The organism is Pseudomonas sp. CAU 1711, from assembly GCF_039888625.1.
Taxonomy (GTDB): Bacteria; Pseudomonadota; Gammaproteobacteria; order Pseudomonadales; family Pseudomonadaceae; genus Aquipseudomonas.
Genome location: NZ_JBDQQT010000002.1, coordinates 251,670 through 278,139 on the forward strand (window position 1 = coordinate 251,670; position 26,470 = coordinate 278,139).

Here is a 26,470-nt window from a genome sequence, read left to right on the forward strand (position 1 = left end):
CAAGCCGCAAGCTTCAAGCGGCCTCTGCCCCGGCTTGCGGCTTGCGGCTTGCGGCTTGCGGCTTGCGGCTAAAGAAGAATGATGCCCCACACCAGCGCGATCAGCGTCAGGGAAGTGAGCTGGGCGGCGCTGCCCATGTCCTTGGCGTTCTTCGACAGCGGGTGGCGCTCCAGGGAAATGCGGTCGATGGCCGCCTCCACCGCCGAGTTGAGCAGCTCGACTATCAGCGACAACAGGCTCACCGCCACCATCAGCGCGCGCTCCACCGGGGTCACGTCGAACCAGAAGGCCAGCGGCAGCAGGACCGCGTTGAGCAGCACCAGCTGGCGGAAGGCGGCTTCGCCCATGAAGGCGGCGCGCAGGCCGTCGAAGGAATATCCGGCGGCATTGAGGATACGTTTCAGGCCGGTCTGGCCCTTGAAAGGCGACATGAAAGATTCAGATCCTGTGGGAAAGATGCCCGCAGGCTAGCCGGGGCATGGTCAAAATGGCGTGAAAACTCACTGCCCGGGAATCGACTCCAGCTGCTGCAGCAGCAGCGCCGCCTGGGTGCGGGTACGCACGCCGAGCTTGCGGAAGATGGCGGTGACATGGGCCTTGATGGTGGCCTCGGAGACGCTCAGCTCGAAGGCGATCTGCTTGTTCAACAGCCCCTCGCAGACCATGGTCAGCACGCGGAACTGCTGCGGCGTGAGACTGGCCAGACCGGCGCTGGCGGCCCTGGCCTCGGCCGACACGCTGGCCGTGGCGCCGACCTGCGGCGGCCACCAGGCGTCACCGTCGAGCACCTGGCGCACGGCCTGCTGGAGGGTCTCCAGCGGGCTCGATTTGGGAATGAAACCGCTGGCGCCGAACTCCCGCGCACGCGCCACCACGGCCGCCTCTTCCTGCGCCGAGATCATCACCACCGGAATCTGCGGGTACTGCCCGCGCAGCAGCACCAGGCCGGAGAAGCCATAGGCGCCGGGCATGTTGAGGTCGAGCAGGACCAGGTCCCAGTCGTTCTTCTCGCCCAGGCGCGCCTCCAGCTCGGCGATGCTGGCCGCCTCGACCAGACGCACGTCCGGTCCCAGGCCCAGGGTCAGCGCCTGTTGCAGGGCGCTGCGAAACAGGGGGTGATCGTCGGCGATAAGGATGTCGTATGCAGCCATGGCGCTTCCCCTGTTGTTGTTGTCGGGCGGGCTGAAAAGGCGGCGCTCAGCATGCCCAGCCGTGACGGGGTGGTCAAGTTCGACGCTTTGCGGCAAAGTCGCCAGCTTTTCCACGCCGAGACCGACCATGCGAAGCCAAGCCCTGCGCGCCGACCTGCTGATGCTCCTGACCGCGATGATCTGGGGTTCGGCCTTCGTCGCCCAGCGCCTGGGCATGGACGCCGTCGGCCCCTTCCTCTACACCGGCCTGCGCTTCGCCCTGGCCAGCCTGGCCCTGTTGCCGCTGGTGCTCTGGCTCGGCAAGCGCGCCGGCGAGCACAGGCCCGCCCCGATCAGCCGCGGCCTGCTGCTCGGCGGTCTGACCATGGGCCTGGCGCTGTCGCTGGGGATCAACCTGCAACAGGTCGGCCTGCTGTTCACCAGCGTGACCAACTCAGGCTTCATCACCGGCCTCTACGTCATAGTAGTCCCCCTGCTGGGGCTGCTGATCGGCCAGCGCACCGGCCTGGGCACCTGGCTGGGCGCCATGCTGGCCGTGGTCGGCATGTTCCTGCTCAGCGTCGGCGAGGGCTTTCAGGTGGCGCCCGGCGACTGGCTGCAACTAGCCGGCGCCTGCGTCTGGGGCGTGCACGTGCTGCTGGTGAGCTTCTTCGCCAGCCGCCACGACCCGCTGCGCTTGGCTCTGCTGCAGTTCGTCACCTGCGCCGTGCTGAGCCTGCTGTTGGCGCTGATCTTCGAGGAAATCCGGCTGGACGCCATCCTCGCCGCCGGCCCGGCCATCCTCTACGGCGGCCTGCTCGGCGTGGCGGTGGGCTTCACCCTGCAGGTGGTGGCGCAGAAGCACGCCATCGCCTCGCACGCGGCCATCATCCTGTCGCTGGAGGCGGTGTTCGCCGCCATCGCCGGCGCCCTGATGCTGGGCGAGGCCCTGGCGCTGAAGGGCTATTTCGGCTGCGCGCTGATGTTTGCCGGCATGCTGCTGGCGCAGCTGTGGCCGCGCAAGGCCTGACTCACGCGCCCGCGAGGAACGGCCTGAGCGCCTGCTGCGCCGGGCTGCCGACGTCCAGCGGGCGGCGGTGCTTGGCGCTCAGGTAGCGCTCGCCGAACAGGTCCAGCCAGGCGTCCAGCGCCCCCGCGGCATGCGTATCGCCGGCCAACTCCAGGCACAGCGCGGCGACCTCCGCGGTGCACAGGTGCGCGTCGTGCTTGGAGCGGCGCAGGCGGTAGCGCGACAGCTGCTCCGGCTTCAGGCCGAGCACCGGAAAGCGATCCAGATAGGGGCTCTTGCGGAACATCTTGCGCGCCTCGGTCCAGGTGGCATCGAGCAGGATGAACAGCGGGCGCTTGCCTGACTGGAGCGCCGGCGGCTCCTCGACCAGCCGTTCGGGCGCCGCATACTCGCCGGGGAACACCACGCAGGGGGCGTACTGCGGGTCATCCAGCAGGGCCAGCAGGGCCGGGTCGACCTCGGTGCGCTGCCAGCCGAAGGCGTGGGTGTCGGCCACCAGGTCGGCGATCAGCCAACCCGTATTGCTCGGCTTGAGCGCCTCCACGTCGTACATCAGCAGGCACACCGCCGAACGCGCCTCGACCTTGGGCATCAGGGCGCAGAAGCAGTAGCCGGGCAGCACCCGGCAGCCGGGGCAACGCTCGCCGCGCGAGCCGCGGGCGACGAAGGGTTTGCGGCTGCGCGCCAGGCGCTCGGCACGCAGGCGGGCGACGGCATGACTCATGACGGACTGGCTCCGAAGTAAAGCGGCGCAGTCTACCCGCAGCGCCGCGGCGCGGTAAGATGGCGGCCGGCGAACCCGACCAGCGCCCTCGGGCCGCAGCCTGCCCCCTGCACCAGGAGACCACCATGCCGCGCCTCAGCCCCCTGCTCGTCCTCGCCCTGTTCCTGCCCGTGGCCCAGGCCGCCTCGCCGAACGAACCTGCGCTGCCCACGCTGCTGCAACAGGTGGCCCGCGACAGCAGCGTAGGCACGCCACGGGCGATCAATGCGGACATTCTCGATCAGGGTTATACCGCCGAGGGCGACGAGTTGATCAACCACCTCAGTGTGCGCGCCGCCCATGCCGAACAGATGCGCGCCCATCCGGACAGCATGCGCCAACAACTGGCCGCCAGCGTCTGCGCCAACCACGGCTATCGCCGTCTGCTGGCGCTTGGCGCCAGGTTGCGCTACGAGTTCAGCGAGTACCCGGGCAATCGCCCCGTGGCCAGCCTGGCCTTCGCCAAGGCCGATTGCGGATTGCAGTAGGCGCCTCAGCCATCACCGACACGGCGCTGCGCTTCTTCCGCGCGCAGCTCCGCCAGCAAGGCCTCCATGTAGCGCGAGCGCCGCACCCCACCCTCGAGGCGCCGGCGGCATTCATCCTCCAGGCTCAGGCCATTGCTACGCGCGGCCTTTACCAGCAAGCGATACAGCTCCAGATCCAGCTCCAGCGTCAACTTGGGCATACCTGCCCCTCCCTTTCCCGTCTCGCCCCGCAGTCCATGAGCGGCGCCATGCGCCTTCTGCAATTCAAGCAGAACGCCGGAAACGGCGCGGCGCGGCGGACGAATGGCCAGGTGGCGAGTCAAAGCGACCAAGCCTCGCACCCGCTCCGTCAAAGCGTCGGGGTACGAGCCATACTCTCAAGCAGGGTCTGGCATCGCAGGATGCGCCCATGACCGGACCCACCCCGCAGTAGAAGGAGAAGCTCCATGCCCTATGAAACGGACGCCTATCTGTCCCGTCACTTCCAGACCAGCAGCGTCGACCTCAATACCCAGGTCGAGCAACTCACCGCCCTGGTCGTACCCCCTGCCAGCCCCAACCTGCCGCTGTACAAGGAGATGCTCACCACGGTGATCCGCATGGCCCAGGCCGACCGCAACCGCTGGGACGCCAAGATCATGCTGCAGACCCTGCGCGAGATGGAGCTGGCCTTCAGCACCCTCGAACAGTTCAAGCGTCGGCGCAAGGTCACGGTGTTTGGCTCGGCGCGCACTCCGACCGACCACCCCACCTATGGCCTGGCCCGCGAACTCGGCCAGACCCTGGCCCAGCTCGACATGATGGTGATCACCGGCGCCGGCGGCGGCATCATGGCCGCCGCCCACGAAGGCGCCGGCCTGGAGAACAGCCTGGGCTTCAACATCACCCTGCCCTTCGAACAAGGCGCCAACGAGGTGGTGGGCGGCAGCTCGCATTTGCTGTCGTTCCACTTCTTCTTCCTGCGCAAGCTGTTCTTCGTCAAGGAGGCCGATGCCCTGGTGCTCTGCCCCGGTGGTTTCGGCACCCTGGACGAGGCGCTGGAAGTGATGACCCTGGTACAGACAGGCAAGAGCCCGCTGGTGCCCATAGTCCTGCTGGACGAGCCGGGCAGCAGCTACTGGGAGCACTTCCAGGCATTCCTGCGCCAGCAACTGGAAGCGCGCCACTACATACTGCCCAGCGACCTGCAGCTGGTGCGCCTGGCGCACAGCGCCGAGGAGGCCGGCCAGGAGATCGCCCGCTTCTACCGCAACTACCACTCCTCGCGCTGGCTCAAGGACAACTTCGTGATCCGCCTGAATCACCCGTTGAACGTCCCGGCCATGGCCACCCTGGACCGGGAGTTCGCCGACCTCTGCCTTGGCGGCGGCTTTCAGCAGCAACCCTTTTGCGAGATCGAAACGGACGAGCCTGAGCTGTGCGAAATGACCCGCCTGGCCTTTCGCTTCAACGCCCGCGATCACGGGCGCCTGCGCGAGCTGGTGGACTTCATCAACCTGCCGCAGAACTGGCAGCAGAACGCCTGAGCACGCCGGGCGAGGCCGAAAAAACGGAGCCCGAAGAGGGGAGGCTTCGGGCTCTAAGGGGAATTCAGTCGGGGCCACGCAGAAGGCGGCCGATCTGCTCCTGGGCGAAGCCGCGGTAGGCGAGAAAACGAGCCTGTTTGGCCCGCTCCTTCATGTCCGCCGGCAGCTGACCGAACTTGCGTTGCCACAGCTCGCGCAGCTGTTCGCCCCAGTCTATCTCGGCCTCGTCCAGCGCTCGCTCGATGTCGGCTCTGGGCAAACCACGCTGGGCCAGTTCCTCGCGAATCCGCAGCGGGCCGTGGCCGGCCCGCGCCCGGCTGGCGACGAAACTCTCCAGGTAACGCGCCTCCGACAGCAGCCCCTCCTCCGCCAGGCGGTCGAGGGCGCCGTCGATCAACGCCTCGGCGGCGCCTCGGCGGCGCAGCTTGCGGGTCAGCTCCACCCGCCCATGCTCGCGTTGCGCCAGCAGGTCCATGGCGGCTCGCCGCACTGCCGCCGGGGTATCCAGGGGGGCGCTCATGGCGGGCCTCAGACGCCGAATCAGGCGTCCAGATCGGCCAAATCGTCCTCTTCTGCCTCGGCCGCGCCGCGGGCGCCACCACTGGCCACCAGCAGCTTCTCGCGGATGATCTTCTCGATGGCGCTGCCGGTTTCCGGATTGTCTTCCAGGTACTTGGCGGCGTTGGCCTTGCCCTGGCCGATCTTGTTGCCCTGGTAGCTGTACCAGGCGCCGGACTTCTCCACCAGGCCGAGCTGCACGCCCAGGTCGATGATCTCGCCGGTGCGGTAGATGCCCTTGCCGTACATGATCTGGAACTCGGCCTGACGGAACGGCGGGGCCACCTTGTTCTTCACCACCTTGACGCGGGTCTCGCTGCCGACCACCTCGTCGCCTTCCTTCACCGCGCCGGTGCGGCGGATGTCCAGGCGCACCGAGGCGTAGAACTTGAGGGCATTACCGCCGGTGGTGGTTTCCGGGTTGCCGAACATCACGCCGATCTTCATGCGGATCTGGTTGATGAAGATGACCAGGCAGTTGGCGTTCTTGATGTTGCCGGTGATCTTGCGCAGCGCCTGGCTCATCAGGCGGGCCTGCAGGCCGACGTGGGAGTCGCCCATCTCGCCCTCGATCTCGGCCTTGGGCACCAGAGCGGCCACGGAGTCGACGATGATCACGTCCACCGCATTGGAACGCACCAGCATGTCGGTGATTTCCAGGGCCTGCTCGCCGGTGTCCGGCTGCGACACCAGCAGGTCGTCGACATTGACGCCCAGCTTGCCGGCGTAGTCCGGGTCCAGCGCGTGCTCGGCGTCGACGAAGGCGCAGGTAGCGCCCATCTTCTGCGCCTCGGCGATCACCGACAGGGTCAGGGTGGTCTTACCGGAGGACTCCGGCCCGTAGATCTCGACGATACGGCCCTTGGGCAGGCCGCCGATGCCGAGGGCGATATCGAGGCCGAGGGAGCCGGTGGAGATGGCCGGAATGGCCTGGCGGTCGTGGTCGCCCATGCGCATCACGGCACCCTTGCCGAACTGCTTCTCGATCTGGCCCAGGGCTGCCGCCAACGCGCGCTTCTTGTTCTCGTCCATTGCCATCCTCACGTGATCAAAGGGAGCCGTTCGCTCGCCAACAACTGTATAAGTAGACAGTAGTATTCCATAAGGCAAGTCGCTCGCCTACCCCCGATCGGGATTTTCTCCTGCCGCCAGTCGGAGCAGCCCTTCCAGCGCCCGCTCGACCGTCTGCCGGCGCACCGCCTCGCGATCGCCGGCGAACTGACAGCGCTCCGCATACAAGCGCTCGCCGTCGGCCCAGGCCAGCCAGACGGTGCCCACCGGCTTCTCCGGCGAGCCTCCGTCGGGCCCGGCGACGCCACTGACCGCCACGGCGAAACGCGCGCCGCTGCGCTCCCGGGCGCCGGCGGCCATGGCCTCCACCACTTCGCGGCTGACCGCGCCGACCCGAGGAAACAGTTCGGCAGGCACCCCAAGCTGGAGCGTCTTCTGCGCATTGGAATAGGTGACATAGCCCGCCTCGAACCAGCTTGAGCTGCCGGCGATACGGGTGATGGCCTCGGCGATGCCGCCACCGGTGCAGGACTCTGCGGTGCTTACGTAGGCATCAATCGCCTTGAGCTGCGAGCCCAGCCGCTCGGCCAATTGAGTGATGGAATCCATATGCTCTCCGGGGTGAAACGGGACTGGGGGATACCCTACACTAGGCGCTTTTGCGATTTCAGCCGGACCGAACAGCATGAGCGATTTGTCAGCCCACACCCCGATGATGCAGCAGTACTGGAAGCTGAAGAATCAGCATCCGGACCTGCTGATGTTCTACCGCATGGGCGACTTCTACGAGCTGTTCTACGAGGACGCCAAGAAGGCCGCGGCGCTGCTCGACATCACCCTCACCGCCCGCGGCCAGTCGGCCGGCCAGGCCATCCCCATGGCCGGCATCCCGTTTCATTCGGCCGAGGGCTACCTGGCGCGCCTGGTGAAGTTCGGCGAGTCGGTGGCGATCTGCGAGCAGATCGGCGACCCGGCCACCAGCAAGGGCCCGGTGGAGCGCCAGGTGGTGCGCATCATCACCCCCGGCACCATCAGCGACGAGGCGCTGCTCGACGAGCGTCGCGACAATCTGGTCGGCGCCGTGCTGGGCGACGAGAAGCTGTTCGGCCTGGCCATGCTCGACATCACCAGCGGCCGCTTCAGCGTGCAGGAGCTGAAAGGCTGGGAGAACCTGCTGGCCGAACTGGAGCGCCTGGCCCCGGCCGAGCTGCTGATCCCCGACGACTGGCCGCAGGGCCTGCCCGTGGAGAAGCGCCGCGGCGTGCGCCGCCGCGCGCCCTGGGACTTCGAGCTGGACAGCGCGCGCAAGGGCCTGTGCCAGCAGTTCGCCGTGCAGGACCTCAAGGGCTTCGGCTGCGAGGGGCTGACTCTGGCCATCGGCGCCGCCGGCTGCCTGCTGGCCTATGCCAAGGAGACCCAGCGCACCGCCCTGCCGCACCTGCGCAGCCTGCGCCACGAACGCCTGGACGATACCGTCATCCTCGACGGCGCCAGCCGGCGCAACCTGGAACTGGATACCAACCTTTCCGGCGGCCGCGACAACACCCTGCAATCGGTGGTGGATCGCTGCCAGACCGCCATGGGCTCGCGCCTGCTGACCCGCTGGCTGAACCGCCCGCTGCGCGACCGCGCCGTGCTGGAGGCGCGTCAGGAAGCCATCGCCTGCCTGCTGGAGCGTTACCGCTTCGAGCTGCTGCAGCCGCAACTCAAGGACATCGGCGACGTCGAGCGCATCCTCGCCCGCATCGGCCTGCGCAACGCCCGCCCGCGCGACCTGGCGCGCCTGCGCGATGCCCTCGCCGCGCTGCCGCAGCTGCAAGGCGCGATGGCCGAGCTGGACGCGCCGCACCTGGCCGAACTGGCGCTGAACATCCGCACCTACCCGGAGCTGGCCGACCTGCTGCAACGGGCCATCATCGACAATCCGCCGGCGGTGATCCGCGACGGTGGCGTGCTGAAGACCGGCTACGACGCCGAACTGGACGAGCTGCAGTCGATCAGCGAGAACGCCGGCCAGTACCTGATGGACCTGGAGGCACGCGAGAAGGCGCGCACCGGCCTGGCCAACCTCAAGGTCGGCTACAACCGCGTGCATGGCTACTTTATCGAGCTGCCCAGCAAGCAGGCCGAGTCGGCCCCGGCCGACTACATCCGGCGCCAGACCCTGAAAGGCGCCGAGCGCTTCATCACGCCGGAGCTGAAAACCTTCGAGGACAAGGCGCTGTCGGCCAAGAGCCGCGCCCTGGCCCGCGAGAAGCAGCTGTACGAGGAACTGCTGGAAAGCCTTATCGGCCAGCTGGCGCCGCTGCAGGACACCGCCGCCGCCCTGGCCGAGCTGGACGTGCTGAGCAACCTGGCCGAGCGCGCGCTGAACCTCGACCTCAATCGTCCGCGCTTCGTCGAGGAACCCTGCCTGCGCATCGACCAGGGCCGCCATCCGGTGGTCGAGCAGGTGCTCGACACGCCCTTCGTCGCCAACGACCTGAGCCTGGACGACGACACCCGCATGCTGATCATCACCGGCCCGAACATGGGCGGTAAGTCGACCTACATGCGCCAGACCGCGCTGATCGTACTGCTCGCCCATATCGGCAGCTACGTGCCGGCGGCGGCCTGCGAGCTGTCGCTGGTGGACCGCATCTTCACCCGCATCGGCTCTTCCGACGACCTGGCCGGCGGCCGCTCCACCTTCATGGTGGAGATGAGCGAGACCGCCAACATCCTGCACAACGCCAGCGAGCGCAGCCTGGTGCTGATGGACGAGGTGGGCCGCGGCACCAGCACCTTCGACGGCCTGTCGCTGGCCTGGTCGGCCGCCGAGCACCTGGCCAAGCTACGCGCCTGGACCCTGTTCGCCACCCACTATTTCGAGCTGACCGTGTTGCCGGAGAGCACGCCTGCGGTGGCCAACGTGCATCTCAACGCCACCGAGCACAACGAGCGCATCGTCTTCCTCCACCACGTGCTGCCCGGCCCGGCCAGCCAGAGCTACGGCCTGGCGGTGGCGCAACTGGCCGGCGTGCCCACCTCGGTGATCCAGCGCGCCCGCGAGCATCTGAGCCGCCTGGAAACCACCAGCCTGCCGCACGAACTCCCCCACAGCGAGCCCGGACAACCCGCCGCGCCACTGCAGAGCGACCTATTCGCCAGCCTGCCGCACCCCGTGCTGGAGGAATTGGGCAAGATCAATCCCGATGATCTGACCCCGCGCCGCGCCCTGGAGCTGTTATATACATGGAAGACACGCATCTAACGCAGCCTGGCGCAAGCTGATAGAATCGCGCGCAATTTTGAGACTGCCCCGGTTTACAGCCTGAGCCGCGGCCATTACCGAGCGCCTGCAAGCCCCGCACAGACGGGACCAGGCCGCCGCCCGAGGAGAGAATCAGCATGACCTTCGTCGTCACCGACAACTGCATCAAGTGCAAATACACCGACTGCGTGGAAGTCTGCCCGGTGGACTGCTTCTACGAAGGCCCCAACTTCCTGGTGATCCACCCGGACGAATGCATCGACTGCGCCCTGTGCGAACCGGAGTGCCCGGCCCAGGCGATCTTCTCCGAGGACGAAGTGCCGGAGGACATGCAGGAGTTCATCGAGCTGAACGCCGACCTGGCGGAAGTCTGGCCGAACATCACCGAGAAGAAGGAAGCGCTGGCCGACGCCGAGGAGTGGGACGGCGTGAAGGACAAGCTGCAGCATCTGGAGCGCTGATCGCGCAACGTGAAAGGCCCGCATTCGCGGGCCTTTTGCTTTTCTGCGGGTAAAAAAAGGGGCGGTGATTAGCCGCCCGCTCTTTCTTCCCTACTCCCTGAGAATCCTTTCATCTTCCTGATGAACCGCATCCTGCGGTGGCTCCTCGATCACCTTCCTGGCAACCGTGCCTTCTCCCTAGGCACGGCTTCATAGTAACGCTTCGGCGCGGCCAAACAAGGCCACTCTCGAGCCACCCAAGCATGTCGCCCAGGTCATTTCATAAAATTAAATTGATATAAATCAATTACTTACCATAAATCTACAAATAAGAATGGGTCGCAGCCAATGCATTTTTCCTGCGATCTCCTACACCCCATGTAAGCAATGACTTACGTAGGCGGATAATAAAAAGCCCCGCGTCAGGCGGGGCTCCTTATTGCCGGGAGATCGCTTACAGCGGCTTGCCGCGATTGCCGTGGGCAGCAACGAACTGCTGCACGGTCTGCAGGTCGTTGGCCAGCACGGCGCAGCGCTCGTCGCGCTGGAACAGGTCGGCCAGGTGCGGCGGCAGCGCCGGAACCGCGTCGATGCCGGCCTTCTCCACCGCTTCCGGGAACTTGACCGGGTGCGCGGTACCCAGGGTGACCATCGGCACTGCCAGGCTGCGGCGGCACTCGCGCGCCGCACGCACGCCGATGGCGGTGTGCGGGTCGAGCAGCTCGCCGCACTCCTGGTACACCTCGGTGATGGTCTCGCAGGTCTGCTCGTCGTTGACCGCCAGCGAGTCGAACAGCTTGCGCGCCTCGGTCCAGCGGTCTTCCTCCACGCTGAAGCCGCCGCCCTGCTTGAAGGTATCCATCAGGCCGGCGATGGCGGCGCCGTTGCGGCCGTGCAGGTCGAACAGCAGGCGCTCGAAGTTGGACGACACCATGATGTCCATGGACGGCGACAGGGTCGGGTGCAGGGTGTCCTTCACATACTGATTGCCGCTCATGAAGCGGTGCAGGATGTCGTTGCGGTTGGTCGCGACGATCAGCTGGCTGATCGGCAGGCCCATGTTGCGCGCCAGGTAGCCGGCGAAGATGTCGCCGAAGTTGCCGGTCGGCACCGAGAAGGCCACCGAACGGGCCGGGCCGCCGAGCTGCAGGGCGGCGTGGAAGTAGTAGACGATCTGGGCCATGATCCGCGCCCAGTTGATCGAGTTGACCGCGACCAGACGGGTGCCCTTGAGGAAGCCCTGGTCGGCGAAGCTGGCCTTGACCATCTCCTGGCAGTCGTCGAAGTTGCCTTCGATGGCGATGTTGTGGATGTTGTCGCCGAGGATGGTGGTCATCTGCCGGCGCTGCACCTCGGACACACGGTTGTGCGGGTGCATGATGAAGATGTCGACGTGCTCGCAGGCCTTGCAGCCTTCGATGGCGGCCGAGCCGGTATCGCCGCTGGTGGCGCCCATGATCACCACGCGCTCGCCGCGCTTGCTCAGCACATGGTCGAGCAGGCGGCCGAGCAGCTGCAGGGCGAAGTCCTTGAAGGCCAGGGTCGGGCCGTGGAACAGCTCCATGACCCACTCATTGCCATTCAGCTGACGCAGCGGCGCCACGGCGTTGTGGGCGAACACGCCGTAGGTCTCTTCGAGGATCTTCTTGAAGTCGGCATCGGCGATGCTGCCGGCGACGAACGGGCGCATCACCCGGAAGGCCAGCTCGTGGTACGGCAGGCCGGCCCAGGAGGCGATCTCTTCCTGGGTGAAGCGCGGCAGGTTTTCCGGTACGTAAAGGCCGCCATCGCTGGCCAGGCCGGCGAGCAGGACGTCTTCGAAATTGAGGGCCGGGGCCTGGCCGCGAGTGCTGATATAACGCATTTATGCAAACCTTCGGTTTGAGCTGCAAGCTGCAAGCTGCAAGCTACAAGAAAAAGCCGAACGGCGTAACTCCGGTAGCTGGCGGCCCGCTTTCATGCCGCTGGTTTATCGGTGCGAAGCTGGGCGACAAGCCGAAGACCGCTGCAGGCTGGCCTTCGCTTGCCGCTTGAGGCTTGAGGCTTGAGGCCTCAAACCAGTTGCTCGACGCGGATGCGCACGACATTGCCGACCACATCGGCCAGCCCCTCGAGGGCGGCGATGGCGTCGTCGATACGCGACTCGACGACCCGGTGGGTGACCAGGATCATCGGCACCAGGCCGTCGTGCTCTTCGGCCTCTTTCTGCATGATCGATTCGATATTGATGCCGCGCTCGGAGAGGATGCTCGCCACCTGAGCCAGCACGCCCGGATGGTCCTTGGCCTGGATGCGCAGGTAATAGGCGCTCTCGCACTCGCCGATCGGCAGGATCGGGTGGTCGCTCAGGGCATCCGGCTGGAAGGCCAGGTGCGGTACGCGGTTGGTCGGGTCGCTGGTCAGCGCGCGGACCACGTCGACCAGGTCGGCGACCACGGCGGATGCGGTGGCGTCCATGCCGGCACCGGCACCGTAGTAAAGAGTGGAGCCAGAGGCGTCGCCATTGACCATCACCGCGTTCATCACGCCGTTGACGTTGGCGATCAGGCGGTCGGCCGGGATCAGGGTCGGGTGTACGCGCAGCTCGATGCCGGCGCCGGTACGGCGGGCCACGCCGAGGTGCTTGATGCGGTAGCCCAGCGCCTCGGCGTAGTTGACGTCGGCGGTGGTCAGCCGAGTGATGCCCTCGGTATAGGCCTTGTCGAACTGCAGCGGGATGCCGAAGGCGATGGAGGCGAGGATGGTCAGCTTGTGCGCGGCATCGATGCCCTCGACGTCGAAGGTCGGATCGGCCTCGGCGTAGCCCAGGGCCTGGGCCTCGGCCAGCACGTCGGCGAAGTCGCGATCCTTCTCGCGCATCTCGGTGAGGATGAAGTTGCCAGTGCCGTTGATGATGCCGGCCAGCCAGTTGATGCGGTTGCCGGCCAGGCCCTCGCGAATCGCCTTGATCACCGGGATGCCGCCGGCCACGGCGGCCTCGAAGGCGACCATCACGCCCTTCTCGCGGGCCTTGGCGAAGATCTCGTTGCCGTGCACGGCGATCAGCGCCTTGTTCGCGGTGACCACGTGCTTGCCGTTGTCGATGGCCTTGAGCACCAGCTCGCGGGCCAGGCTGTAGCCGCCGATCAGCTCGACCACCACGTCGATATCGGGGTTGTCGACCACCTCGAACACGTCGCTGGTCAGGGCGATGCCGGTGGTGTCGTACTGGGGCTTGGGCGAACGAATGGCGATCTGGGCGATTTCAATGCCTCGGCCGGCACGGCGAGTAATTTCCTCAGCGTTACGCTTGAGTACATTCAAGGTACCGCCACCGACGGTACCCAGCCCACAGATGCCCACTTTCACCGGTTTCACGTTGTTTTCCCCATCTGCCTGCACGAAGCGGCCGGGGCGAGCCCGGCCGCATAAAAGAGCCGCACATTACGAAGCGGTTCCCTATTAGTCAATCGACCGCGCGCCCGTATTACTTGGCCTTCAGGGCAATTTCGGCCAGCTGAGGGGCCGGCTGGTAGCCCGGAATCAGCTCGCCGTTGCCGAGCACTATGGCCGGGGTGCCGCTGACGCCGACCAGCTGGCCCAGCGCGTACTGCTTGGCCACCGGGTTGTCACAGCTGGCCGCCGGCAGTTCCTGGCGCGCCTTGGCCTTGTTCATGGCCTCCTGGCGGTCCGCCGCGCACCACACGCTGACCAGGCTGTTGTAGCCATGGCTGCCGATGCCCTGGCGCGGGAAGGCGACATAGCGCACCTCGATGCCGCGCCGATTGAGCTCCGGCACCTCGCTGTGCAGCTTCTGGCAGTAGCCGCAATCGGTATCGGTGAACACGGTGATATGCGCCTTGGCCGGCTCCTTGGGCGAGAACACCACCATCTCGCTGAGGGGAATGCCATTGATTTCCTTGGCCACGCCCTTGCTTTCGGACTGGCGAGTCAGGTTCACGGCGTTGTCGCCCTTGACCTGGTAGAGATTGCCCTGCAGCACGAACTGGCCATCGGCGCTGGTATAGAGCAGGCGCCCGCCCTTGAGATGGACCTGGTACAGGCCGCTCATCGGGCTCTCGGCGATGGCCTCGATCGGCATGTCGGGCTGCAGCTTGGTCAGGCTGGCGCGGATGGCCTGGCCGGGATCGGCGGCGAAGGCGACGGAAGCGGCGAGGCCAAGCACGGCACCGCCCAGAACACGAAATGCGGACATGGAGTACTCCTGTGACAGTGGCGCCAGACTACCACAGACGGCCGCAACGGCCGATGACGGACGCCGGGCGGACATGGCGATGGGATGGACTGCACATGCTTGCAGGGTTCGCCCTTTGCGACGCGCGTGGCGACCCGCTCCGGCGTCGACCTCCCTGTCGCAGCACCGTGGCGCTGCCGAGCCCCGGCCCGGCCATCCATGGCCGGGCGTTCGCCCTTTGCGCCGCGTGCGGCGCCCCGCCCTGGCGCCGACCTCCCTGTCGCAGCACCGTGGCGCTGCCGAGCCCGGCCCGGCCATCCATGGCCGGACGTTCGCCCTTTGCGCCGCGCGTGGCGACCCGCTCCGGCGTCGACCTCCCTGTCGCAGCACCGTGGCGCTGCCGAGCCCCGGCCCGGCCATCCATGGCCGGGCGTTCGCCCTTTGCGACGCAGTGCGTCGCAAGCGGGCTCACCCCCTCGGGTGGTGCTGGGCGTGGAGTTCCTGCAGGCGGGCGCGGGCGATGTGGGTATAGATCTGCGTGGTGGACAGGTCGCTATGGCCGAGCAGCATCTGCACCACGCGCAGGTCGGCGCCGTGATTGAGCAGATGGGTGGCGAAGGCATGGCGCAAGGTGTGCGGCGACAGCGGCTTGGCGATCCCGGCCACCCGGGCCTGGAGCTTGATCCGGTGCCAGAAGGTCTGCCGGGTCATCTGCTCGCCACGCAGGCTGGGAAACAGCACATCGCTGGGCCGGCCGCCGAGCAGCGAGGGCCGCGCCTCGCGCAGATAGCGCTCGACCCAGGCGATGGCCTCCTCGCCCAGCGGCACCAGGCGCTCCTTGCTGCCCTTGCCGAACACCCGCAGCACGCCCTGGCGCAAGTTGACCTGCTCCAGGCTCAGCGACACCAGCTCGCTGACCCGCAGGCCACAGGCATAAAGCACCTCGAGCATGGCGCGATCGCGCAGGCCGATGGGGTCGTCGACTTCCGGCGCCGCCAGCAGCGCCTCGACATCGGCCTCGGACAGCGCCTTGGGCAGCGGCCGGCCGATCTGCGGCAGCTCCACCTGCAGGGTCGGGTCCTCGCCGATCAGCCCCTCGCGCAGCAGGTAGCGGTAGAAGCCGCGCAGCCCAGAGAGCAGGCGGGCGGTGGAGCGGGCCTTGTAGCCCTGCTCCAGGCGCCAGCCGAGGTGATCGAGGATGCTCTCGCGGCCAGCCCGCTCCAATACGCCACCGCGCCCCTGCAGCCAGCCATGGAAGTGCCCGAGATCGCTGCGGTAGGCCGCGCGCGTGTGCGCCGACAGGCCCTTCTCCAGCCACAGGGCATCGAGGTAGCGGTCGATCAGGGGATGGTCGAGAAGCGGCATGCGCGAAAAGTATTTGCCCGAGACGAGCGAACTAGTCTTCCATAGCCCCCCCATCTTCACCAGAGACAAGGACCCGCGATGAGCGAGACACAGATTCTCCTCGGCTTCGGCGGCATCGGCATCGCCGCCCTGGCCAGCCAGTGGCTGGCCTGGCGCCTGCGCCTGCCGGCGATTCTGTTTTTGCTGCTGTGCGGCATCCTCGCCGGCCCCATTCTCGGCCTGCTGGACCCGGGCCAGCTGTTCGGCCCGCTGCTGTTCCCCCTAGTCTCGCTGGCCGTGGCGCTGATCCTGTTCGAGGGCAGCCTGACCCTGAAGCTCGGCGAATGGCGCGAGATCGGCGGCGTGGTGCGGCGTCTGGTGACCCTCGGCGCGCTGGCCACCTGGGCGGTGATCGCCGTCGCCACCCACTACCTGCTGGATTTCCCCTGGGACCTGGCCGTGCTGTTCGGCACCCTCACCCTGGTCACCGGCCCGACCGTGATAGTGCCGATGCTGCGGGTGATGCGCCCCAACGCGGCGGTGGCCAACATCCTGCGCTGGGAAGGCATCGTCATCGACCCCATCGGCGCCCTGCTGGCCGTGGTGGTGTACAGCTTCATCGCCAGCCGCAGCGGCGGCGCGCCGCTCGGCGAAAGCCTGCTGACCTTCGCCAAGGTGATCGCCTGCGGCTCCCTGTTCGGCATATTGGGCGGCTGGGTGTTCGGCCAGGCCCTGCGCCGCCACTGGCTGCCGGCCTATCTGGAGAACATCGCCGCGCTGGCCTGCGTGCTGGGCATCTTCATCGCCTCCAACCTGCTGGTGCATGAGTCCGGCCTGCTGGCGGTGACGCTGATGGGCATGTGGCTGGCCAACATGCGCGGGGTCGACGTGCAGCACATCCTGCACTTCAAGGAAAACCTCAGCGTGCTGCTGATCTCCGGCCTATTCATTCTCCTTGCCGCGCGCCTGGACCTCGGCGCGCTGCTGGCTCTGGGCCCGGCCACCCTGCTACTGCTACTGATCGTGCAGTTCATCGCCCGCCCGCTGAGCGTGGCGCTGAGCACCACGGGCTCGGCCCTGAACTGGCGCGAGCGCGCCCTGCTGGCCTGGATAGCCCCGCGCGGCATAGTCGCCGCGGCGGTTTCGGCGATCTTCGCCGAGCGCCTGCTGCGTCACGGCTACGAGCAGGCCGAACTGCTGGTGCCGCTGACCTTCCTGGTGATCATCGGCACCGTGGTGCTGCAGAGCGCCACCGCACGCCCGCTGGCACGCCTGCTCAAGGTCGCCGAGCCGTCGCCGCGCGGCTTCCTGATCATCGGCGCCAACCCGGTGGCGCGCGCCCTCGGCAAGGCCCTGCAACAGCGCGAGCAGCGCGTGCTGCTGACCGACTCCAGCTGGGAGAACATCAGCGCCGCGCGCATGGACGGCCTGCCGACCTACTTCGGCAACCCGGCCTCGCAGCATGCCGACGCCCATCTCGATCTGATCGGCCTGGGTCAGCTGCTGGCCCTGTCGCCCTCCAGCGAGCAGAACACCGTCGCCTGCACGCGCTTCCGCCCGGACTTCGGCAAGGACAACCTGTACCACCTGCCGAGCCAGCGCGAGCAGCGCCTGAGCGACAAGCACCGGGCCAGCGCCGAGCATCGCGGCCGCTCGCTCGGCCACCCGGCGCAGAGCTATGGCCAGCTGGCCAGTGCCATGGCCAGGGGCGCGGAAATCCACACCACCACCCTGACCGCCAACTTCGGCTGGCAGGACTACCGCGAGCTGCACGGCGAGCGCGCGGTGCTGCTACTGGCGTTCGACCCCAAGGGCTGGTTCCACGTCGCCACCGCCGAGCTGGAATTCACCCCGGGCGCCGACTGGATCCTGCTCGCGCTGATCGAACCCAAGGCCTGAGCGCGCCCCTAGGATTCAGAAGCCGGGCAGCACCGCTACCGGCTTCTGCGCCTCGTCGATGGCGACGAAACTGAACACGCCGCTGATGGCCTTCTCGCGGCCGCCGCAGTACATGCCCTCGACGAACACATCCACCTCGACCTTGAGGCTGGTGGTGCCGACCTTGATCACCCGACCGATCAGCTCCACCAGCGAGCCGGCGGGAATCGCATGCTTGAAGTCGATGCGGTCGCTGGACACCGTCACCAGCGGCAGGCGGCAGAAGCGCGTGGCGGCGATGAAGGAGACCTCGTCCATCCAGGCCAGCGCCGTGCCGCCGAACAGGGTGTTGTGATGGTTGGTGGTGGGCGGGAACACGGCCTTGACCACACGGGTCTCGGACAGCTCGGTGCGCCGCTGGATTTCTTGCTCTCTCGGGGTCATGCCACTACTGCTCTCTGTGGAATGCGGCTCGCGCTCGGGGCTGGCGACAGGCCATAAACGAAAAAAGCAGCCCGCAGGCTGCTTTTTCAGGTCGGAAGAGCGTCCGATCAGGACAGCTTTTCCTTGATGCGCGCCGCCTTGCCGGACAGATCGCGCAGGTAGTACAGCTTGGCCTTGCGCACATCGCCGCGACGCTTGACGCTGACGCTGTCGATCAGCGGGGAGTAGGTCTGGAAGGTACGCTCGACACCCACGCCGCTGGAGATCTTGCGCACGGTGAAGGCGCTGTTCAGGCCGCGGTTACGCTTGCCGATCACCACGCCTTCGAAGGCCTGCAGACGGGAACGGTCGCCTTCCTTCACCTTCACCTGAACGATGACGGTGTCACCCGGGGCGAAAGCCGGGATTTCTTTGTTCATCTGCTCGGCTTCGAGCTGCTGAATGATCTTGTTGGTCATGCTGTGCTCCTAAGACAGACGCGGTCTGCCATCGATACTTAACTATCGTCCCGCTGGCGGATGTATTCCGCCAGCAGCTTCTGCTCTTCTCCAGAAAGCGAGCGGCTATCCAGAAGATCGGCTCGACGTTCCCAGGTTCGCCCCAGGGCTTGCTGCAAACGCCAGCGCCGGATGTGTTCGTGGTTGCCGCTAAGCAGCACGTCCGGAACACGCTTGCCCTCGTACACCTCGGGTCGGGTGTAGTGCGGACAATCGAGGAGGCCGTCGCTGAACGAGTCCTCCTCGGCGGAATCTGCATGCCCGAGCGCACCCGGGAGCAGCCGCGTAACAGCATCGATCAGCACCATCGCCGGAAGCTCACCGCCGGAGAGGACGTAATCGCCAATCGACCATTCCTCATCGACGTGCGCTTCGATGAAACGCTCGTCGATGCCTTCGTAGCGGCCTGCGATGAGAATCAGCGCCTGCTCGCTAGCCAGTTCACGAACCCCCTGCTGAGTCAGCTGGCGGCCCTGCGGCGACAGGTAAATGACTTTCGCCGCTTCCCCGGCATCCGCCTTGGCCGCAGCCAGGGCTTCTTCCAGGGGCTTGATCTTCATCACCATGCCGGGGCCGCCGCCGAAGGGGCGATCGTCCACCGTCTGGTGACGGTCGTCGGTGTAGTCGCGCAACTGCCGGCAGTTCAACTGCAGCAGTCCCTGCTTCACCGCACGACTGGTAATGCCGTACTGACTGATGGCGGCGAACATCTCCGGAAAGATGCTGATGACTTCGACGCGCATGGCCGGGACTCAGAAATCCGCGTCCCAGTCGACCCGCATCTCGCCTGCGGCCAGGTCGACCCGCAGCACGCACTGCTCGGTATAGGGCAGCAGGCGCTCGCGGTCATCCAGGCTGCCCGCACAGGGCTTGACCACCATCACGTCGTTGGAGCCGGTCTCCAGCAGGTGATCGATACGGCCGAACAGCTGTCCGTCCTGATTGATCACCTTGAGTCCTTCCAGCTGATGCCAGTAGAACTCGTCTTCTTCCAGATCGGGCAGCAGCGCGCGGGGCACGCATATGTCGAAACCCGCGTAGGTGCGTGCCACCTCGCGGTCATCGAGCCCCTTGAGCTTGGCCACCAGGACCTTGCCCTGGAGGCGCCCGCTTACCAGCTCCACCTGCTTGACCTCGCCGTCGCGCTTGAGCGTCCACTGGCGATAGTCGAGCAGGTTGTCGATCGGGTCGGTGAAGGAATAGATCTTCACTTCCCCACGCACGCCGTGCACCGAAGTGATCTTGCCGAGGACGATCATGTCCTCGGCGGACGGCGTAGCGCTCATATTACTTAGGCAGCAGCCTTGGCAGCTTCCTTCAGCAGCTGAGCAACGCGCTCAGACGGCTGGGCGCCCTGGCTCAGCCAGTATGCGGCGCGCTCCTGGTTCACGGAGAGCTTCACTTCGGCACCGGTGGCAATCGGATTGAAGAAACCGATGCGCTCGACGAAGCGACCATCGCGCGCATTGCGGCTGTTGGTCACGGTCAGGTGGTAGAAGGGGCGCTTCTTGGAGCCGCCACGAGCAAGACGGATGGTTACCATTGAACTTCGTTCCTATGATCGGTGCTAACTTGAGGCACACACTTTGAGGGCCCTAGGCCCGAAAGGCCGCATATTCTAAGGATTATCCGGCCGTTTGCAAATCTCTTTTTCCGGCCACCTATCGGCGGCCTGCGTTCACAGCTTGGGCAGGCCGCCCGGCATCATCCCGCCCATGCCGCGCATCATCTTCATCATGCCGCCCTTGCTGGTGAACTTCTTCATCATCTTCTGCATCTGCTTGTGCTGCTTGATCAACCGGCCGACGTCCTGCACCTGGGTGCCGGAGCCGAGGGCGATGCGGCGCTTGCGCGAGCCGCTGATGATTTCCGGGTCGCGGCGCTCGGCCGGGGTCATGGAGTTGATGATCGCCTCCATCTGCTTGAACTGCTTCTCCGCCGCGCCCTGGGCGCCGGCCACCTGCGACAGGTTGACGCCGCCGATGGACGGCAGTTTGTCCATCAGGCCGCCGAGGCCACCCATGTTCTTCATCTGCTGCAGCTGATCGCGGAAGTCTTCGAGGTCGAAGCCCTTGCCCTTCTTCAGCTTCTTGGTGAGCTTCTCGGCCTTCTCGCGGTCGAGGGTCTGCTCGGCCTGCTCGATCAGGCTGAGCACGTCGCCCATGCCGAGGATGCGCGAGGCGATGCGGTCCGGATGGAAAGGCTCCAGCGCCTCGCTCTTCTCGCCCATGCCGATGAACTTGATCGGCTTGCCGGTGATCTGGCGCACCGACAGCGCCGCGCCGCCGCGGGCGTCGCCGTCGACCTTGGTCAGCACCACACCGGTCAGCGGCAGCGCATCGCCGAAGGCCTTGGCGGTGTTGGCGGCGTCCTGGCCGGTCATGGCATCGACCACGAACAGGGTCTCGGCCGGCTTGATCGCGGCATGCACGGTCTGGATCTCGGCCATCATCTCTTCGTCGATGGCCAGGCGACCGGCGGTATCGACTATGACCACGTCGATGAACTTCAGCTTGGCCTCGGCGATCGCCGCCTGGGCGATGGCCACCGGCTTCTGGCTGATGTCGGAGGGGAAGAAGGTCACGCCGATATCGCCGGCCAGGGTCTCCAGCTGCTTGATCGCCGCCGGACGGTAGACGTCGGCGGACACCACCATCACCGACTTCTTCTTGCGCTCCTTGAGGAAGCGCGCCAGCTTGCCGGCAGTGGTGGTCTTACCGGCGCCCTGCAGGCCGGCCATCAGCACCACGGCGGGCGGCGCGACGCTCAGGGCGAGGTCTTCGTTGGCCGCGCCCATCAGCTCTTCCAGCTCGGCGCGGACGATCTTCACGAAGGCCTGGCCCGGCGTCAGGCTCTTCGACACCTCGGTGCCGACCGCGCGCTCCTTGACCTTATTGACGAACTCCTTGACCACCGGCAGGGCCACATCGGCCTCGAGCAGGGCCATGCGCACCTCGCGCAGGGTGTCCTTGATGTTGTCCTCGGTCAGCTTGGCCTTGCCGGTGACATGGCGCAGCGTCTGTGACAGGCGGTCGGTTAGGTTCTCGAACATGCGCGATCCTTTGAACGGGGTGCTTGCGGCAAGCCGCGGAGTATAACGGAGTGGCCGGGCCGCCGACACCGCCGGCGGTCTTTCGTGAAACGCTTCTTATGTGCCACACTCACGGCCTTTCGGGCCCCGCGCTACAAGGATTTATGCACCCTCTGCTGCCCAGTCTCGCCGCCGCCGGCCTGTATGCCGGCGCCACCCTCTATCAGGGCCTGCGCTTCGGCCGCCGCCAGGCTCCCGACAAACGCCTGCTGGGCCTGCTCGGCGCCCTCGCCCTGCTCGCCCATGCCTTCAGCCTGCACTTCCAGCTGCTGCCGGGCAGCGGTCTGAGCCTGGACTTCTTCAATGCCGCCAGCCTGATCGCCAGCGCGGTGATCGCCCTGACCCTGCTCAGCCTGACGCGCCTGCCGGCGGAGAACCTGCTGCTGCTGCTGTTCCCCCTCGGCGCCCTGACCGTGCTGCTGGCCCAGTTCGTGCCGGCCGGCACCAGCACCCCGATCGTCGAGCAGCCCGGCATACTCGCCCATATCCTGCTGTCGATCCTGGCCTACGGCCTGCTGACCATCGCCATGTTCCAGGCCCTGCTGCTGTCGCTGCAGGACCATCAGCTCAAGCACAAGCACCCGTCCGGGCTGATCCGCAACTTCCCGCCGCTGCAGACCATGGAAAGCCTGCTGTTCGGCTTCCTCTGGGGCGGCTGGCTGCTGCTGTCGCTGTCGCTGCTGTCCGGCTGGCTGTTCGTCGAAGACCTGCTGGCCCAGCACCTGGCGCACAAGACCCTGCTGTCTTGCCTGGCCTGGCTGGTGTTCGCCGTGCTGCTGTGGGGCCGCCACCAGCTCGGCTGGCGCGGGCACAAGGCGATCCGCTGGACCCTGGCCGGTTTCTGCCTGCTGATGCTGGCCTATTTCGGCAGCAAGCTGGTTCGCGAATTCATCCTGCACATCTGAGGCGCTCCCCGTGGCCGAACTCCACCCCGGATTCCTGCTGGGTCTGCTGGCTTTCCTGATCCTCTGCTCGGCGTTCTTCTCCAGCTCCGAGACCGGCATCATCAGCCTCAACCGCTACCGCCTGCGGCACAAGGCGCGCGAGGGCCATCGCGGCGCCAAGCGCGCCAGCGCCCTGCTCGGCCGCCCGGACCGCCTGCTCGGCACCATCCTGATCGGCAACAACTTCGTCAACATCCTCGCCTCGGCCATCGCCACCGTGCTGGCCATGCAGATCTGGGGCGAGGCCGGCATCGCCATCGCCACCGTGGCGCTGACCATAGTGCTGCTGATCTTCGGCGAGATCACGCCCAAGACCCTGGCCGCCCTGCATCCGGAGCGCATCGCCTATCCGGCCAGCCTGCCGCTGCAGCTCATGCTCAAGCTGTTCTACCCGCTGGTGATCGCGCTGAACGCCATCAGCAATGGCCTGCTGCGCCTGGCCGGCGTCGACCCCAGCGCGCGCGGCAGCGACAGCCTGACCACCGAGGAACTGCGCAGCGTGGTGCGCGAGTCCGGCCAGTCGCTGCCGGAGAACCGCCAGAGCATGCTGCTCGGCGTACTCGACCTGGAGCGGGTGTCGGTCAACGACATCATGATCCCGCGCAGCGAGATCATCGGCATCGACCTGGAGCACTCGCTCGGGCGCATCGTCCAGCAGCTGCAGAACACCCGCCACACGCGCCTGCCGGTGTATCGCCAGGACATCAACCAGGTCGAGGGCGTGGTGCACATGCGCCAGCTGGCGCGGCGCCTGGCGCACAACCAGCTGACTCACGAGACCCTGCTGCAGGCCTGCCAGCCGGCCTACTTCGTGCCGGAAAACACCCCGCTGTCGACCCAGCTGCTGAACTTCCAGAAGGAGAAGCGGCGCATGGGCCTGGTGGTCGACGAGTACGGCGACGTACAGGGCCTGATCACCCTGGAAGACGTGCTGGAAGAGATAGTCGGCGATCTCAGCGGTCGCGATCAGCAACACCACGCCGAGATCCAGGCCCTGGAGGACGGCAGCCAGGTCATCGAGGGCAGCGCCAATATCCGCGAGCTGAACAAGCTGCTCGGCTGGCACCTGCCCAGCGAGGGCCCGAAGACCCTCAACGGCCTGATCACCGAGGCCCTGGAGAGCATCCCGGACAGCCCGGTGTGCCTGAAGATCGGCCCCTATCGCCTGGAAATACTCGAATCCGGGGACAACCGGGTGAAAAGCGTGCGCGCCTGGCAGGCGCAGCTCAGCCGCACTCCGGAGTGAGCCGCGCGGCCAGCCCCTCGCCCCACACCCGGTAACCCAGCGCCGAAGGATGGTAGCCGTCGCGCGCCAGGTAGTCCGCGCAGAAGCTCAGCTCCAGCCGTGCGTAATCGGCCCCCTCCTCCGCACAGACTCGCCGCAGCTCGCCGTCGAGCAGCGCCGCGCGCAACCCCAGCAGACGCCGCAGCAGCCAGGGCAAGGCGCTGAAATGCTGGATCGGCGGCACGCCGGTATAGGCCACCCGCGCACCGCTCCGGCCCAGCGCGCGGCCGAGCGCACGCAGCGCCGAATCCCAGCGCGCCAGCGAACTGAGCTGGGTGGTGTCGTTGACGCCGAACACCAGCAGCGCCAGGTCGACGGGCTCCTCCAGGGCCAGCGGCAGCAGGCGCTGGCAGGCCTCGCCGGCGGTGATGCCGTTCTCGCCGCAAGCGCGCCAGGCCACCGGGCGGCGCAGACGCTCGGCCAGGGCCGCAGCCAGCTGTCCGGCCAGCGCAGCCTCCAGTGCCTCGACGCCGACGCCGGCCACCGTCGACTCGCCGATCAGCAGCAGGCGCAGCGGCTCACCGGCGAACTGCCCGCCGGCCAGTCCGCGTGGCTCGCCCGCCGCCTCAGGCAGGCGCAGGGCCGTGCGCCGGGTCCACAGCGCCTGCGGCAAGGCGATGGGCGCCAGGGCCAGGGTCAGCCCCCACCACAGCCCCGCGCGCAGCCGGGTCACAGCTCGACCCTGACTGCCTGCGAGGCGCGTATGGCCTTGGCCCGCGCCGCCTCGACGCTCTCGTCGCGGGCCAGGGCCACGCCCATGCGCCGCTGGCCGTCCACCTCCGGCTTGCCGAACAGGCGCAGGGCCGTGTCCGGCTCGGCCAGGGCGGCGCCGAGGTTGGCGAAGGCGGTCTGCCGCGAACGGCCCTCGACCAGGATCACCGAGGAGGCCGACGGGCCGAACTGGCGAATGGTCGGGATCGGCAGACCGAGAATGGCCCGCGCATGCAGGGCGAACTCGGACAGGTCCTGGGAGATCAGGGTCACCAGGCCGGTGTCGTGCGGGCGCGGCGACACCTCGCTGAACCACACCCGATCGCCCTTGACGAACAGTTCGACGCCGAACAAGCCGCGACCGCCGAGGGCCTCGGTCACCGCCAGGGCCACCCGCTCGGACTCGGCCAGGGCCTGGGCGCTCATCGCCTGCGGCTGCCAGGACTCGTGGTAGTCGCCCTTGACCTGACGATGGCCGATCGGCGCGCAGAACGAGGTGCCGCCGACGTGGCGCACGGTGAGCAGGGTGATCTCGTAGTCGAAGTCGATGAACCCCTCGACTATCACCCGACCCTTGCCGGCGCGCCCGCCCTCCTGGGCGTAATCCCAGGCGGGCTGCAGGTCGGCGTCGGACTTCAGCACGCTCTGGCCCTTGCCGGAGGAACTCATGATCGGCTTGACCACGCAGGGATAGCCGACCGCGCGCACCGCCTCGGCATAGGCCTCGAACGTATCGGCGAAGTGGTAGGGCGAGGTCGGCAGACCCAGCTCCTCGGCGGCCAAGCGGCGGATGCCCTCGCGGTTCATGGTCAGCCTGGCGGCGCGCGCGGTGGGCACCACGGTGAAGCCCTCGGCCTCCAGCTCGACCAGGGTATCGGTGGCAATGGCCTCGATCTCCGGGACTATGTAGTGCGGCCGTTCCGCCTCGATCACCGCGCGCAGGGCGGCGCCGTCGAGCATGCTGAGCACGTGGCTGCGGTGCGCCACCTGCATGGCCGGGGCGTCGGCGTAGCGGTCGCAGGCGATCACCTCGCAGCCCAGGCGCTGCAGCTCGATCACCACTTCCTTGCCCAGCTCGCCGGAGCCACAGAGCAGGACGCGCGTCGCGCTGGGCGACAAGGGGGTGCCGATACGGGGCATGGGATGTCCTCGGTTACAGGGAAAGGGAATTCAGGGGCGCGCGGGCTGCTGCAGGAACTGCCCGGCGACGCGGGTGCGCTCGACGCAGCGCGCCAGCACCTCGCGGCGTTCGTCGTTGCTCATGCGTCCCCAGCGGGTGATCTCGTCCGCCGTGCGCTGGCAGCCAATGCAGAGGTCCTGCTCGTCCAGCGCGCAGATGCTGACGCAGGGCGACTTGACCGGCCGTTCGTCGCTCATGCCTCGTCCTCGACCAGCTCGCGGGCATAGCGCTGGGCGTTGTGCACATAGTGGGCGGCACTGCCTTCGAGCATCTTCCTCTGCTGCTCGGTCAGCTCGCGCACCACCCTGCCCGGGCTGCCCATCACCAGGCTGCCGTCGGGGATGACCTTGCCCTCGGGGATCAGGCTGCCTGCGCCTATGATGCAGTACTTGCCGATCCTGGCGCCGTTGAGGATCACCGCATTGATGCCGATCAGGCTGTAATCGTCGACGCTGCAGCCGTGCATCATCACGTTGTGGCCGACGGTGACGCCCTTGCCCAGGGTCAGCGGGAAGCCCATGTCGGTGTGCATCACGCTGCCGTCCTGCACGTTGCTGTTCTCGCCGATATGGATCGGCTCGTTGTCGCCGCGCAGCACCGCGCCGAACCAGACACTGGCGCCCCGTTCCAGACGAACCCGGCCTATCACCGCCGCATTCGGCGCGATCCAGCTCTCGGGATGGGCATCGACACGGGCCTCGCCCAGGCGGTACTTCATGGCGT

29 protein-coding genes are annotated in these 26,470 nt (G+C 67.0%); 8 read left to right on the forward strand and 21 right to left on the reverse strand.

Annotated elements, in window-relative coordinates; genetic code table 11:
* Window positions 1-68: 68 nt before the first annotated feature.
* Both AAFN46_RS03245 and erdR read right to left on the reverse strand, forming a co-directional pair.
* Window positions 69-431, reverse strand: a complete 363-nt coding sequence (locus AAFN46_RS03245; protein ID WP_347807257.1) for a diacylglycerol kinase — start codon at window positions 429-431, stop codon at window positions 69-71.
* A 69-nt stretch (window positions 432-500) separates the two neighbouring features.
* Window positions 501-1,151: a response regulator transcription factor ErdR gene (erdR, locus tag AAFN46_RS03250; protein WP_347807258.1), complete on the reverse strand. Its 651-nt coding sequence runs from the start codon at window positions 1,149-1,151 to the stop codon at window positions 501-503.
* Window positions 1,152-1,278: 127 nt separating this feature from the next.
* Between erdR and AAFN46_RS03255 the strand changes: the two genes are divergently transcribed.
* Window positions 1,279-2,160, forward strand: a complete 882-nt coding sequence (locus AAFN46_RS03255) for a DMT family transporter (RefSeq protein WP_347807259.1) — start codon at window positions 1,279-1,281, stop codon at window positions 2,158-2,160.
* Window position 2,161: 1 nt separating this feature from the next.
* Here AAFN46_RS03255 and AAFN46_RS03260 read toward each other — a convergent pair whose 3' ends face one another.
* The gene (locus tag AAFN46_RS03260) at window positions 2,162-2,884 is read right to left on the reverse strand and encodes a tRNA-uridine aminocarboxypropyltransferase (RefSeq protein ID WP_347807260.1); all 723 of its coding nucleotides are present in this window, start codon (window positions 2,882-2,884) and stop codon (window positions 2,162-2,164) included.
* Window positions 2,885-3,009: 125 nt separating this feature from the next.
* On the opposite strand from AAFN46_RS03260, the gene AAFN46_RS03265 reads away from it, so the two are divergent.
* A complete protein-coding gene (locus AAFN46_RS03265; protein WP_347807261.1) occupies window positions 3,010-3,411 on the forward strand; it encodes a PA3611 family quorum-sensing-regulated virulence factor in 402 nt (133 codons plus the stop codon).
* 5 nt (window positions 3,412-3,416) lie between these two features.
* Here the strand turns inward: AAFN46_RS03265 and AAFN46_RS03270 are convergent, their stop codons facing one another.
* On the reverse strand, window positions 3,417-3,611 hold the full coding sequence (locus AAFN46_RS03270; protein WP_347807262.1) for a hypothetical protein: 195 nt from the start codon (window positions 3,609-3,611) through the stop codon (window positions 3,417-3,419).
* 246 nt (window positions 3,612-3,857) lie between these two features.
* On the opposite strand from AAFN46_RS03270, the gene AAFN46_RS03275 reads away from it, so the two are divergent.
* Entirely contained in the window at window positions 3,858-4,937 is a 1,080-nt protein-coding gene (locus tag AAFN46_RS03275) for an LOG family protein (protein WP_347807263.1), read from the forward strand.
* 64 nt (window positions 4,938-5,001) lie between these two features.
* Here AAFN46_RS03275 and recX read toward each other — a convergent pair whose 3' ends face one another.
* The 3 genes from recX to AAFN46_RS03290 form a co-directional block, all read right to left on the reverse strand.
* Window positions 5,002-5,457, reverse strand: coding sequence for a recombination regulator RecX (gene recX, locus AAFN46_RS03280; RefSeq protein ID WP_347807264.1), 456 nt, complete (start codon window positions 5,455-5,457; stop codon window positions 5,002-5,004).
* A 20-nt stretch (window positions 5,458-5,477) separates the two neighbouring features.
* A complete protein-coding gene (gene recA, locus AAFN46_RS03285) occupies window positions 5,478-6,527 on the reverse strand; it encodes a recombinase RecA (protein ID WP_347807265.1) in 1,050 nt (349 codons plus the stop codon).
* Between the two features lie 87 nt (window positions 6,528-6,614).
* Window positions 6,615-7,115, reverse strand: coding sequence for a CinA family protein (locus AAFN46_RS03290; protein ID WP_347807266.1), 501 nt, complete (start codon window positions 7,113-7,115; stop codon window positions 6,615-6,617).
* A 76-nt stretch (window positions 7,116-7,191) separates the two neighbouring features.
* Here AAFN46_RS03290 and mutS point away from each other — a divergent pair, with 76 nt between their 5' ends.
* Window positions 7,192-9,759 carry a DNA mismatch repair protein MutS gene (mutS, locus tag AAFN46_RS03295; RefSeq protein ID WP_347807267.1) on the forward strand — a complete coding sequence of 856 codons (2,568 nt, stop codon included), beginning with the start codon at window positions 7,192-7,194 and terminating at the stop codon, window positions 9,757-9,759.
* A gap of 137 nt (window positions 9,760-9,896) precedes the next feature.
* A complete protein-coding gene (gene fdxA / locus AAFN46_RS03300) occupies window positions 9,897-10,220 on the forward strand; it encodes a ferredoxin FdxA (protein ID WP_068830629.1) in 324 nt (107 codons plus the stop codon).
* Between the two features lie 433 nt (window positions 10,221-10,653).
* Here the strand turns inward: fdxA and thrC are convergent, their stop codons facing one another.
* From thrC to xerD, 4 genes are all read right to left on the reverse strand, one after another.
* Window positions 10,654-12,063 carry a threonine synthase gene (thrC, locus tag AAFN46_RS03305; protein ID WP_347807268.1) on the reverse strand — a complete coding sequence of 470 codons (1,410 nt, stop codon included), beginning with the start codon at window positions 12,061-12,063 and terminating at the stop codon, window positions 10,654-10,656.
* 188 nt (window positions 12,064-12,251) lie between these two features.
* On the reverse strand, window positions 12,252-13,556 hold the full coding sequence (locus tag AAFN46_RS03310) for a homoserine dehydrogenase (protein ID WP_347807269.1): 1,305 nt from the start codon (window positions 13,554-13,556) through the stop codon (window positions 12,252-12,254).
* 109 nt (window positions 13,557-13,665) lie between these two features.
* A complete protein-coding gene (locus AAFN46_RS03315; RefSeq protein WP_347807270.1) occupies window positions 13,666-14,394 on the reverse strand; it encodes a thioredoxin fold domain-containing protein in 729 nt (242 codons plus the stop codon).
* Between the two features lie 447 nt (window positions 14,395-14,841).
* Window positions 14,842-15,738 (reverse strand): site-specific tyrosine recombinase XerD, encoded by an 897-nt coding sequence (gene xerD / locus AAFN46_RS03320; RefSeq protein WP_347807271.1) that lies wholly within the window; start codon window positions 15,736-15,738, stop codon window positions 14,842-14,844.
* 78 nt (window positions 15,739-15,816) lie between these two features.
* Between xerD and AAFN46_RS03325 the strand changes: the two genes are divergently transcribed.
* Entirely contained in the window at window positions 15,817-17,616 is a 1,800-nt protein-coding gene (locus AAFN46_RS03325) for a sodium:proton antiporter (protein WP_347807272.1), read from the forward strand.
* 15 nt (window positions 17,617-17,631) lie between these two features.
* Here the strand turns inward: AAFN46_RS03325 and AAFN46_RS03330 are convergent, their stop codons facing one another.
* The 6 genes from AAFN46_RS03330 to ffh all read right to left on the reverse strand — a co-directional run bounded on the left by AAFN46_RS03330 (window position 17,632) and on the right by ffh (window position 21,588).
* Window positions 17,632-18,039: an acyl-CoA thioesterase gene (locus AAFN46_RS03330; protein ID WP_347807273.1), complete on the reverse strand. Its 408-nt coding sequence runs from the start codon at window positions 18,037-18,039 to the stop codon at window positions 17,632-17,634.
* A 107-nt stretch (window positions 18,040-18,146) separates the two neighbouring features.
* Complete coding sequence (gene rplS, locus AAFN46_RS03335) at window positions 18,147-18,497, reverse strand: 50S ribosomal protein L19 (RefSeq protein WP_220815443.1); 351 nt, start codon at window positions 18,495-18,497, stop codon at window positions 18,147-18,149.
* Between the two features lie 38 nt (window positions 18,498-18,535).
* Entirely contained in the window at window positions 18,536-19,279 is a 744-nt protein-coding gene (gene trmD, locus AAFN46_RS03340) for a tRNA (guanosine(37)-N1)-methyltransferase TrmD (RefSeq protein WP_347807274.1), read from the reverse strand.
* A gap of 9 nt (window positions 19,280-19,288) precedes the next feature.
* Window positions 19,289-19,822 (reverse strand): ribosome maturation factor RimM, encoded by a 534-nt coding sequence (gene rimM / locus AAFN46_RS03345; RefSeq protein ID WP_347807275.1) that lies wholly within the window; start codon window positions 19,820-19,822, stop codon window positions 19,289-19,291.
* A gap of 5 nt (window positions 19,823-19,827) precedes the next feature.
* A complete protein-coding gene (gene rpsP / locus AAFN46_RS03350; protein ID WP_102895161.1) occupies window positions 19,828-20,079 on the reverse strand; it encodes a 30S ribosomal protein S16 in 252 nt (83 codons plus the stop codon).
* A gap of 135 nt (window positions 20,080-20,214) precedes the next feature.
* A complete protein-coding gene (ffh, locus tag AAFN46_RS03355) occupies window positions 20,215-21,588 on the reverse strand; it encodes a signal recognition particle protein (RefSeq protein WP_347807276.1) in 1,374 nt (457 codons plus the stop codon).
* Between the two features lie 143 nt (window positions 21,589-21,731).
* On the opposite strand from ffh, the gene ccsA reads away from it, so the two are divergent.
* Both ccsA and AAFN46_RS03365 read left to right on the forward strand, forming a co-directional pair.
* A complete protein-coding gene (gene ccsA, locus AAFN46_RS03360) occupies window positions 21,732-22,532 on the forward strand; it encodes a cytochrome c biogenesis protein CcsA (RefSeq protein ID WP_347807277.1) in 801 nt (266 codons plus the stop codon).
* Window positions 22,533-22,542: 10 nt separating this feature from the next.
* Entirely contained in the window at window positions 22,543-23,817 is a 1,275-nt protein-coding gene (locus AAFN46_RS03365) for an HlyC/CorC family transporter (protein ID WP_347807278.1), read from the forward strand.
* Here AAFN46_RS03365 and AAFN46_RS03370 read toward each other — a convergent pair.
* Genes AAFN46_RS03370 through AAFN46_RS03385 form a run of 4 tightly spaced genes read right to left on the reverse strand, consistent with a single transcriptional unit; the run spans window position 23,798 to window position 26,465 of the window.
* Entirely contained in the window at window positions 23,798-24,529 is a 732-nt protein-coding gene (locus AAFN46_RS03370; protein ID WP_347807279.1) for an SGNH/GDSL hydrolase family protein, read from the reverse strand. The two genes, AAFN46_RS03365 and AAFN46_RS03370, sit on opposite strands and share 20 nt — an antisense overlap.
* A complete protein-coding gene (purT, locus tag AAFN46_RS03375) occupies window positions 24,526-25,707 on the reverse strand; it encodes a formate-dependent phosphoribosylglycinamide formyltransferase (RefSeq protein ID WP_347807280.1) in 1,182 nt (393 codons plus the stop codon). Before purT ends, AAFN46_RS03370 begins: the two co-directional genes overlap by 4 nt.
* 30 nt (window positions 25,708-25,737) lie before the next feature.
* Window positions 25,738-25,944 carry a DUF1289 domain-containing protein gene (locus AAFN46_RS03380; RefSeq protein ID WP_347807281.1) on the reverse strand — a complete coding sequence of 69 codons (207 nt, stop codon included), beginning with the start codon at window positions 25,942-25,944 and terminating at the stop codon, window positions 25,738-25,740.
* Window positions 25,941-26,465 (reverse strand): gamma carbonic anhydrase family protein, encoded by a 525-nt coding sequence (locus AAFN46_RS03385; RefSeq protein ID WP_347807282.1) that lies wholly within the window; start codon window positions 26,463-26,465, stop codon window positions 25,941-25,943. The genes AAFN46_RS03380 and AAFN46_RS03385 overlap by 4 nt, the downstream gene beginning before the upstream one ends.
* Window positions 26,466-26,470: the final 5 nt, after the last annotated feature.

Coding starts and splice junctions, on each gene's coding strand:
- AAFN46_RS03245 (WP_347807257.1), bottom strand. CDS start 431: ATGTCGCCTTTCAAGGGCCAGACCGGCCTGAAACGTATCCTCAATGCC.
- erdR (WP_347807258.1), bottom strand. CDS start 1,151: ATGGCTGCATACGACATCCTTATCGCCGACGATCACCCCCTGTTTCGC.
- AAFN46_RS03255 (WP_347807259.1), top strand. CDS start 1,279: ATGCGAAGCCAAGCCCTGCGCGCCGACCTGCTGATGCTCCTGACCGCG.
- AAFN46_RS03260 (WP_347807260.1), bottom strand. CDS start 2,884: ATGAGTCATGCCGTCGCCCGCCTGCGTGCCGAGCGCCTGGCGCGCAGC.
- AAFN46_RS03265 (WP_347807261.1), top strand. CDS start 3,010: ATGCCGCGCCTCAGCCCCCTGCTCGTCCTCGCCCTGTTCCTGCCCGTG.
- AAFN46_RS03270 (WP_347807262.1), bottom strand. CDS start 3,611: ATGCCCAAGTTGACGCTGGAGCTGGATCTGGAGCTGTATCGCTTGCTG.
- AAFN46_RS03275 (WP_347807263.1), top strand. CDS start 3,858: ATGCCCTATGAAACGGACGCCTATCTGTCCCGTCACTTCCAGACCAGC.
- recX (WP_347807264.1), bottom strand. CDS start 5,457: ATGAGCGCCCCCCTGGATACCCCGGCGGCAGTGCGGCGAGCCGCCATG.
- recA (WP_347807265.1), bottom strand. CDS start 6,527: ATGGACGAGAACAAGAAGCGCGCGTTGGCGGCAGCCCTGGGCCAGATC.
- AAFN46_RS03290 (WP_347807266.1), bottom strand. CDS start 7,115: ATGGATTCCATCACTCAATTGGCCGAGCGGCTGGGCTCGCAGCTCAAG.
- mutS (WP_347807267.1), top strand. CDS start 7,192: ATGAGCGATTTGTCAGCCCACACCCCGATGATGCAGCAGTACTGGAAG.
- fdxA (WP_068830629.1), top strand. CDS start 9,897: ATGACCTTCGTCGTCACCGACAACTGCATCAAGTGCAAATACACCGAC.
- thrC (WP_347807268.1), bottom strand. CDS start 12,063: ATGCGTTATATCAGCACTCGCGGCCAGGCCCCGGCCCTCAATTTCGAA.
- AAFN46_RS03315 (WP_347807270.1), bottom strand. CDS start 14,394: ATGTCCGCATTTCGTGTTCTGGGCGGTGCCGTGCTTGGCCTCGCCGCT.
- xerD (WP_347807271.1), bottom strand. CDS start 15,738: ATGCCGCTTCTCGACCATCCCCTGATCGACCGCTACCTCGATGCCCTG.
- AAFN46_RS03325 (WP_347807272.1), top strand. CDS start 15,817: ATGAGCGAGACACAGATTCTCCTCGGCTTCGGCGGCATCGGCATCGCC.
- AAFN46_RS03330 (WP_347807273.1), bottom strand. CDS start 18,039: ATGACCCCGAGAGAGCAAGAAATCCAGCGGCGCACCGAGCTGTCCGAG.
- rplS (WP_220815443.1), bottom strand. CDS start 18,497: ATGACCAACAAGATCATTCAGCAGCTCGAAGCCGAGCAGATGAACAAA.
- trmD (WP_347807274.1), bottom strand. CDS start 19,279: ATGCGCGTCGAAGTCATCAGCATCTTTCCGGAGATGTTCGCCGCCATC.
- rimM (WP_347807275.1), bottom strand. CDS start 19,822: ATGAGCGCTACGCCGTCCGCCGAGGACATGATCGTCCTCGGCAAGATC.
- rpsP (WP_102895161.1), bottom strand. CDS start 20,079: ATGGTAACCATCCGTCTTGCTCGTGGCGGCTCCAAGAAGCGCCCCTTC.
- ffh (WP_347807276.1), bottom strand. CDS start 21,588: ATGTTCGAGAACCTAACCGACCGCCTGTCACAGACGCTGCGCCATGTC.
- ccsA (WP_347807277.1), top strand. CDS start 21,732: ATGCACCCTCTGCTGCCCAGTCTCGCCGCCGCCGGCCTGTATGCCGGC.
- purT (WP_347807280.1), bottom strand. CDS start 25,707: ATGCCCCGTATCGGCACCCCCTTGTCGCCCAGCGCGACGCGCGTCCTG.
- AAFN46_RS03380 (WP_347807281.1), bottom strand. CDS start 25,944: ATGAGCGACGAACGGCCGGTCAAGTCGCCCTGCGTCAGCATCTGCGCG.
- AAFN46_RS03385 (WP_347807282.1), bottom strand. CDS start 26,465: ATGAAGTACCGCCTGGGCGAGGCCCGTGTCGATGCCCATCCCGAGAGC.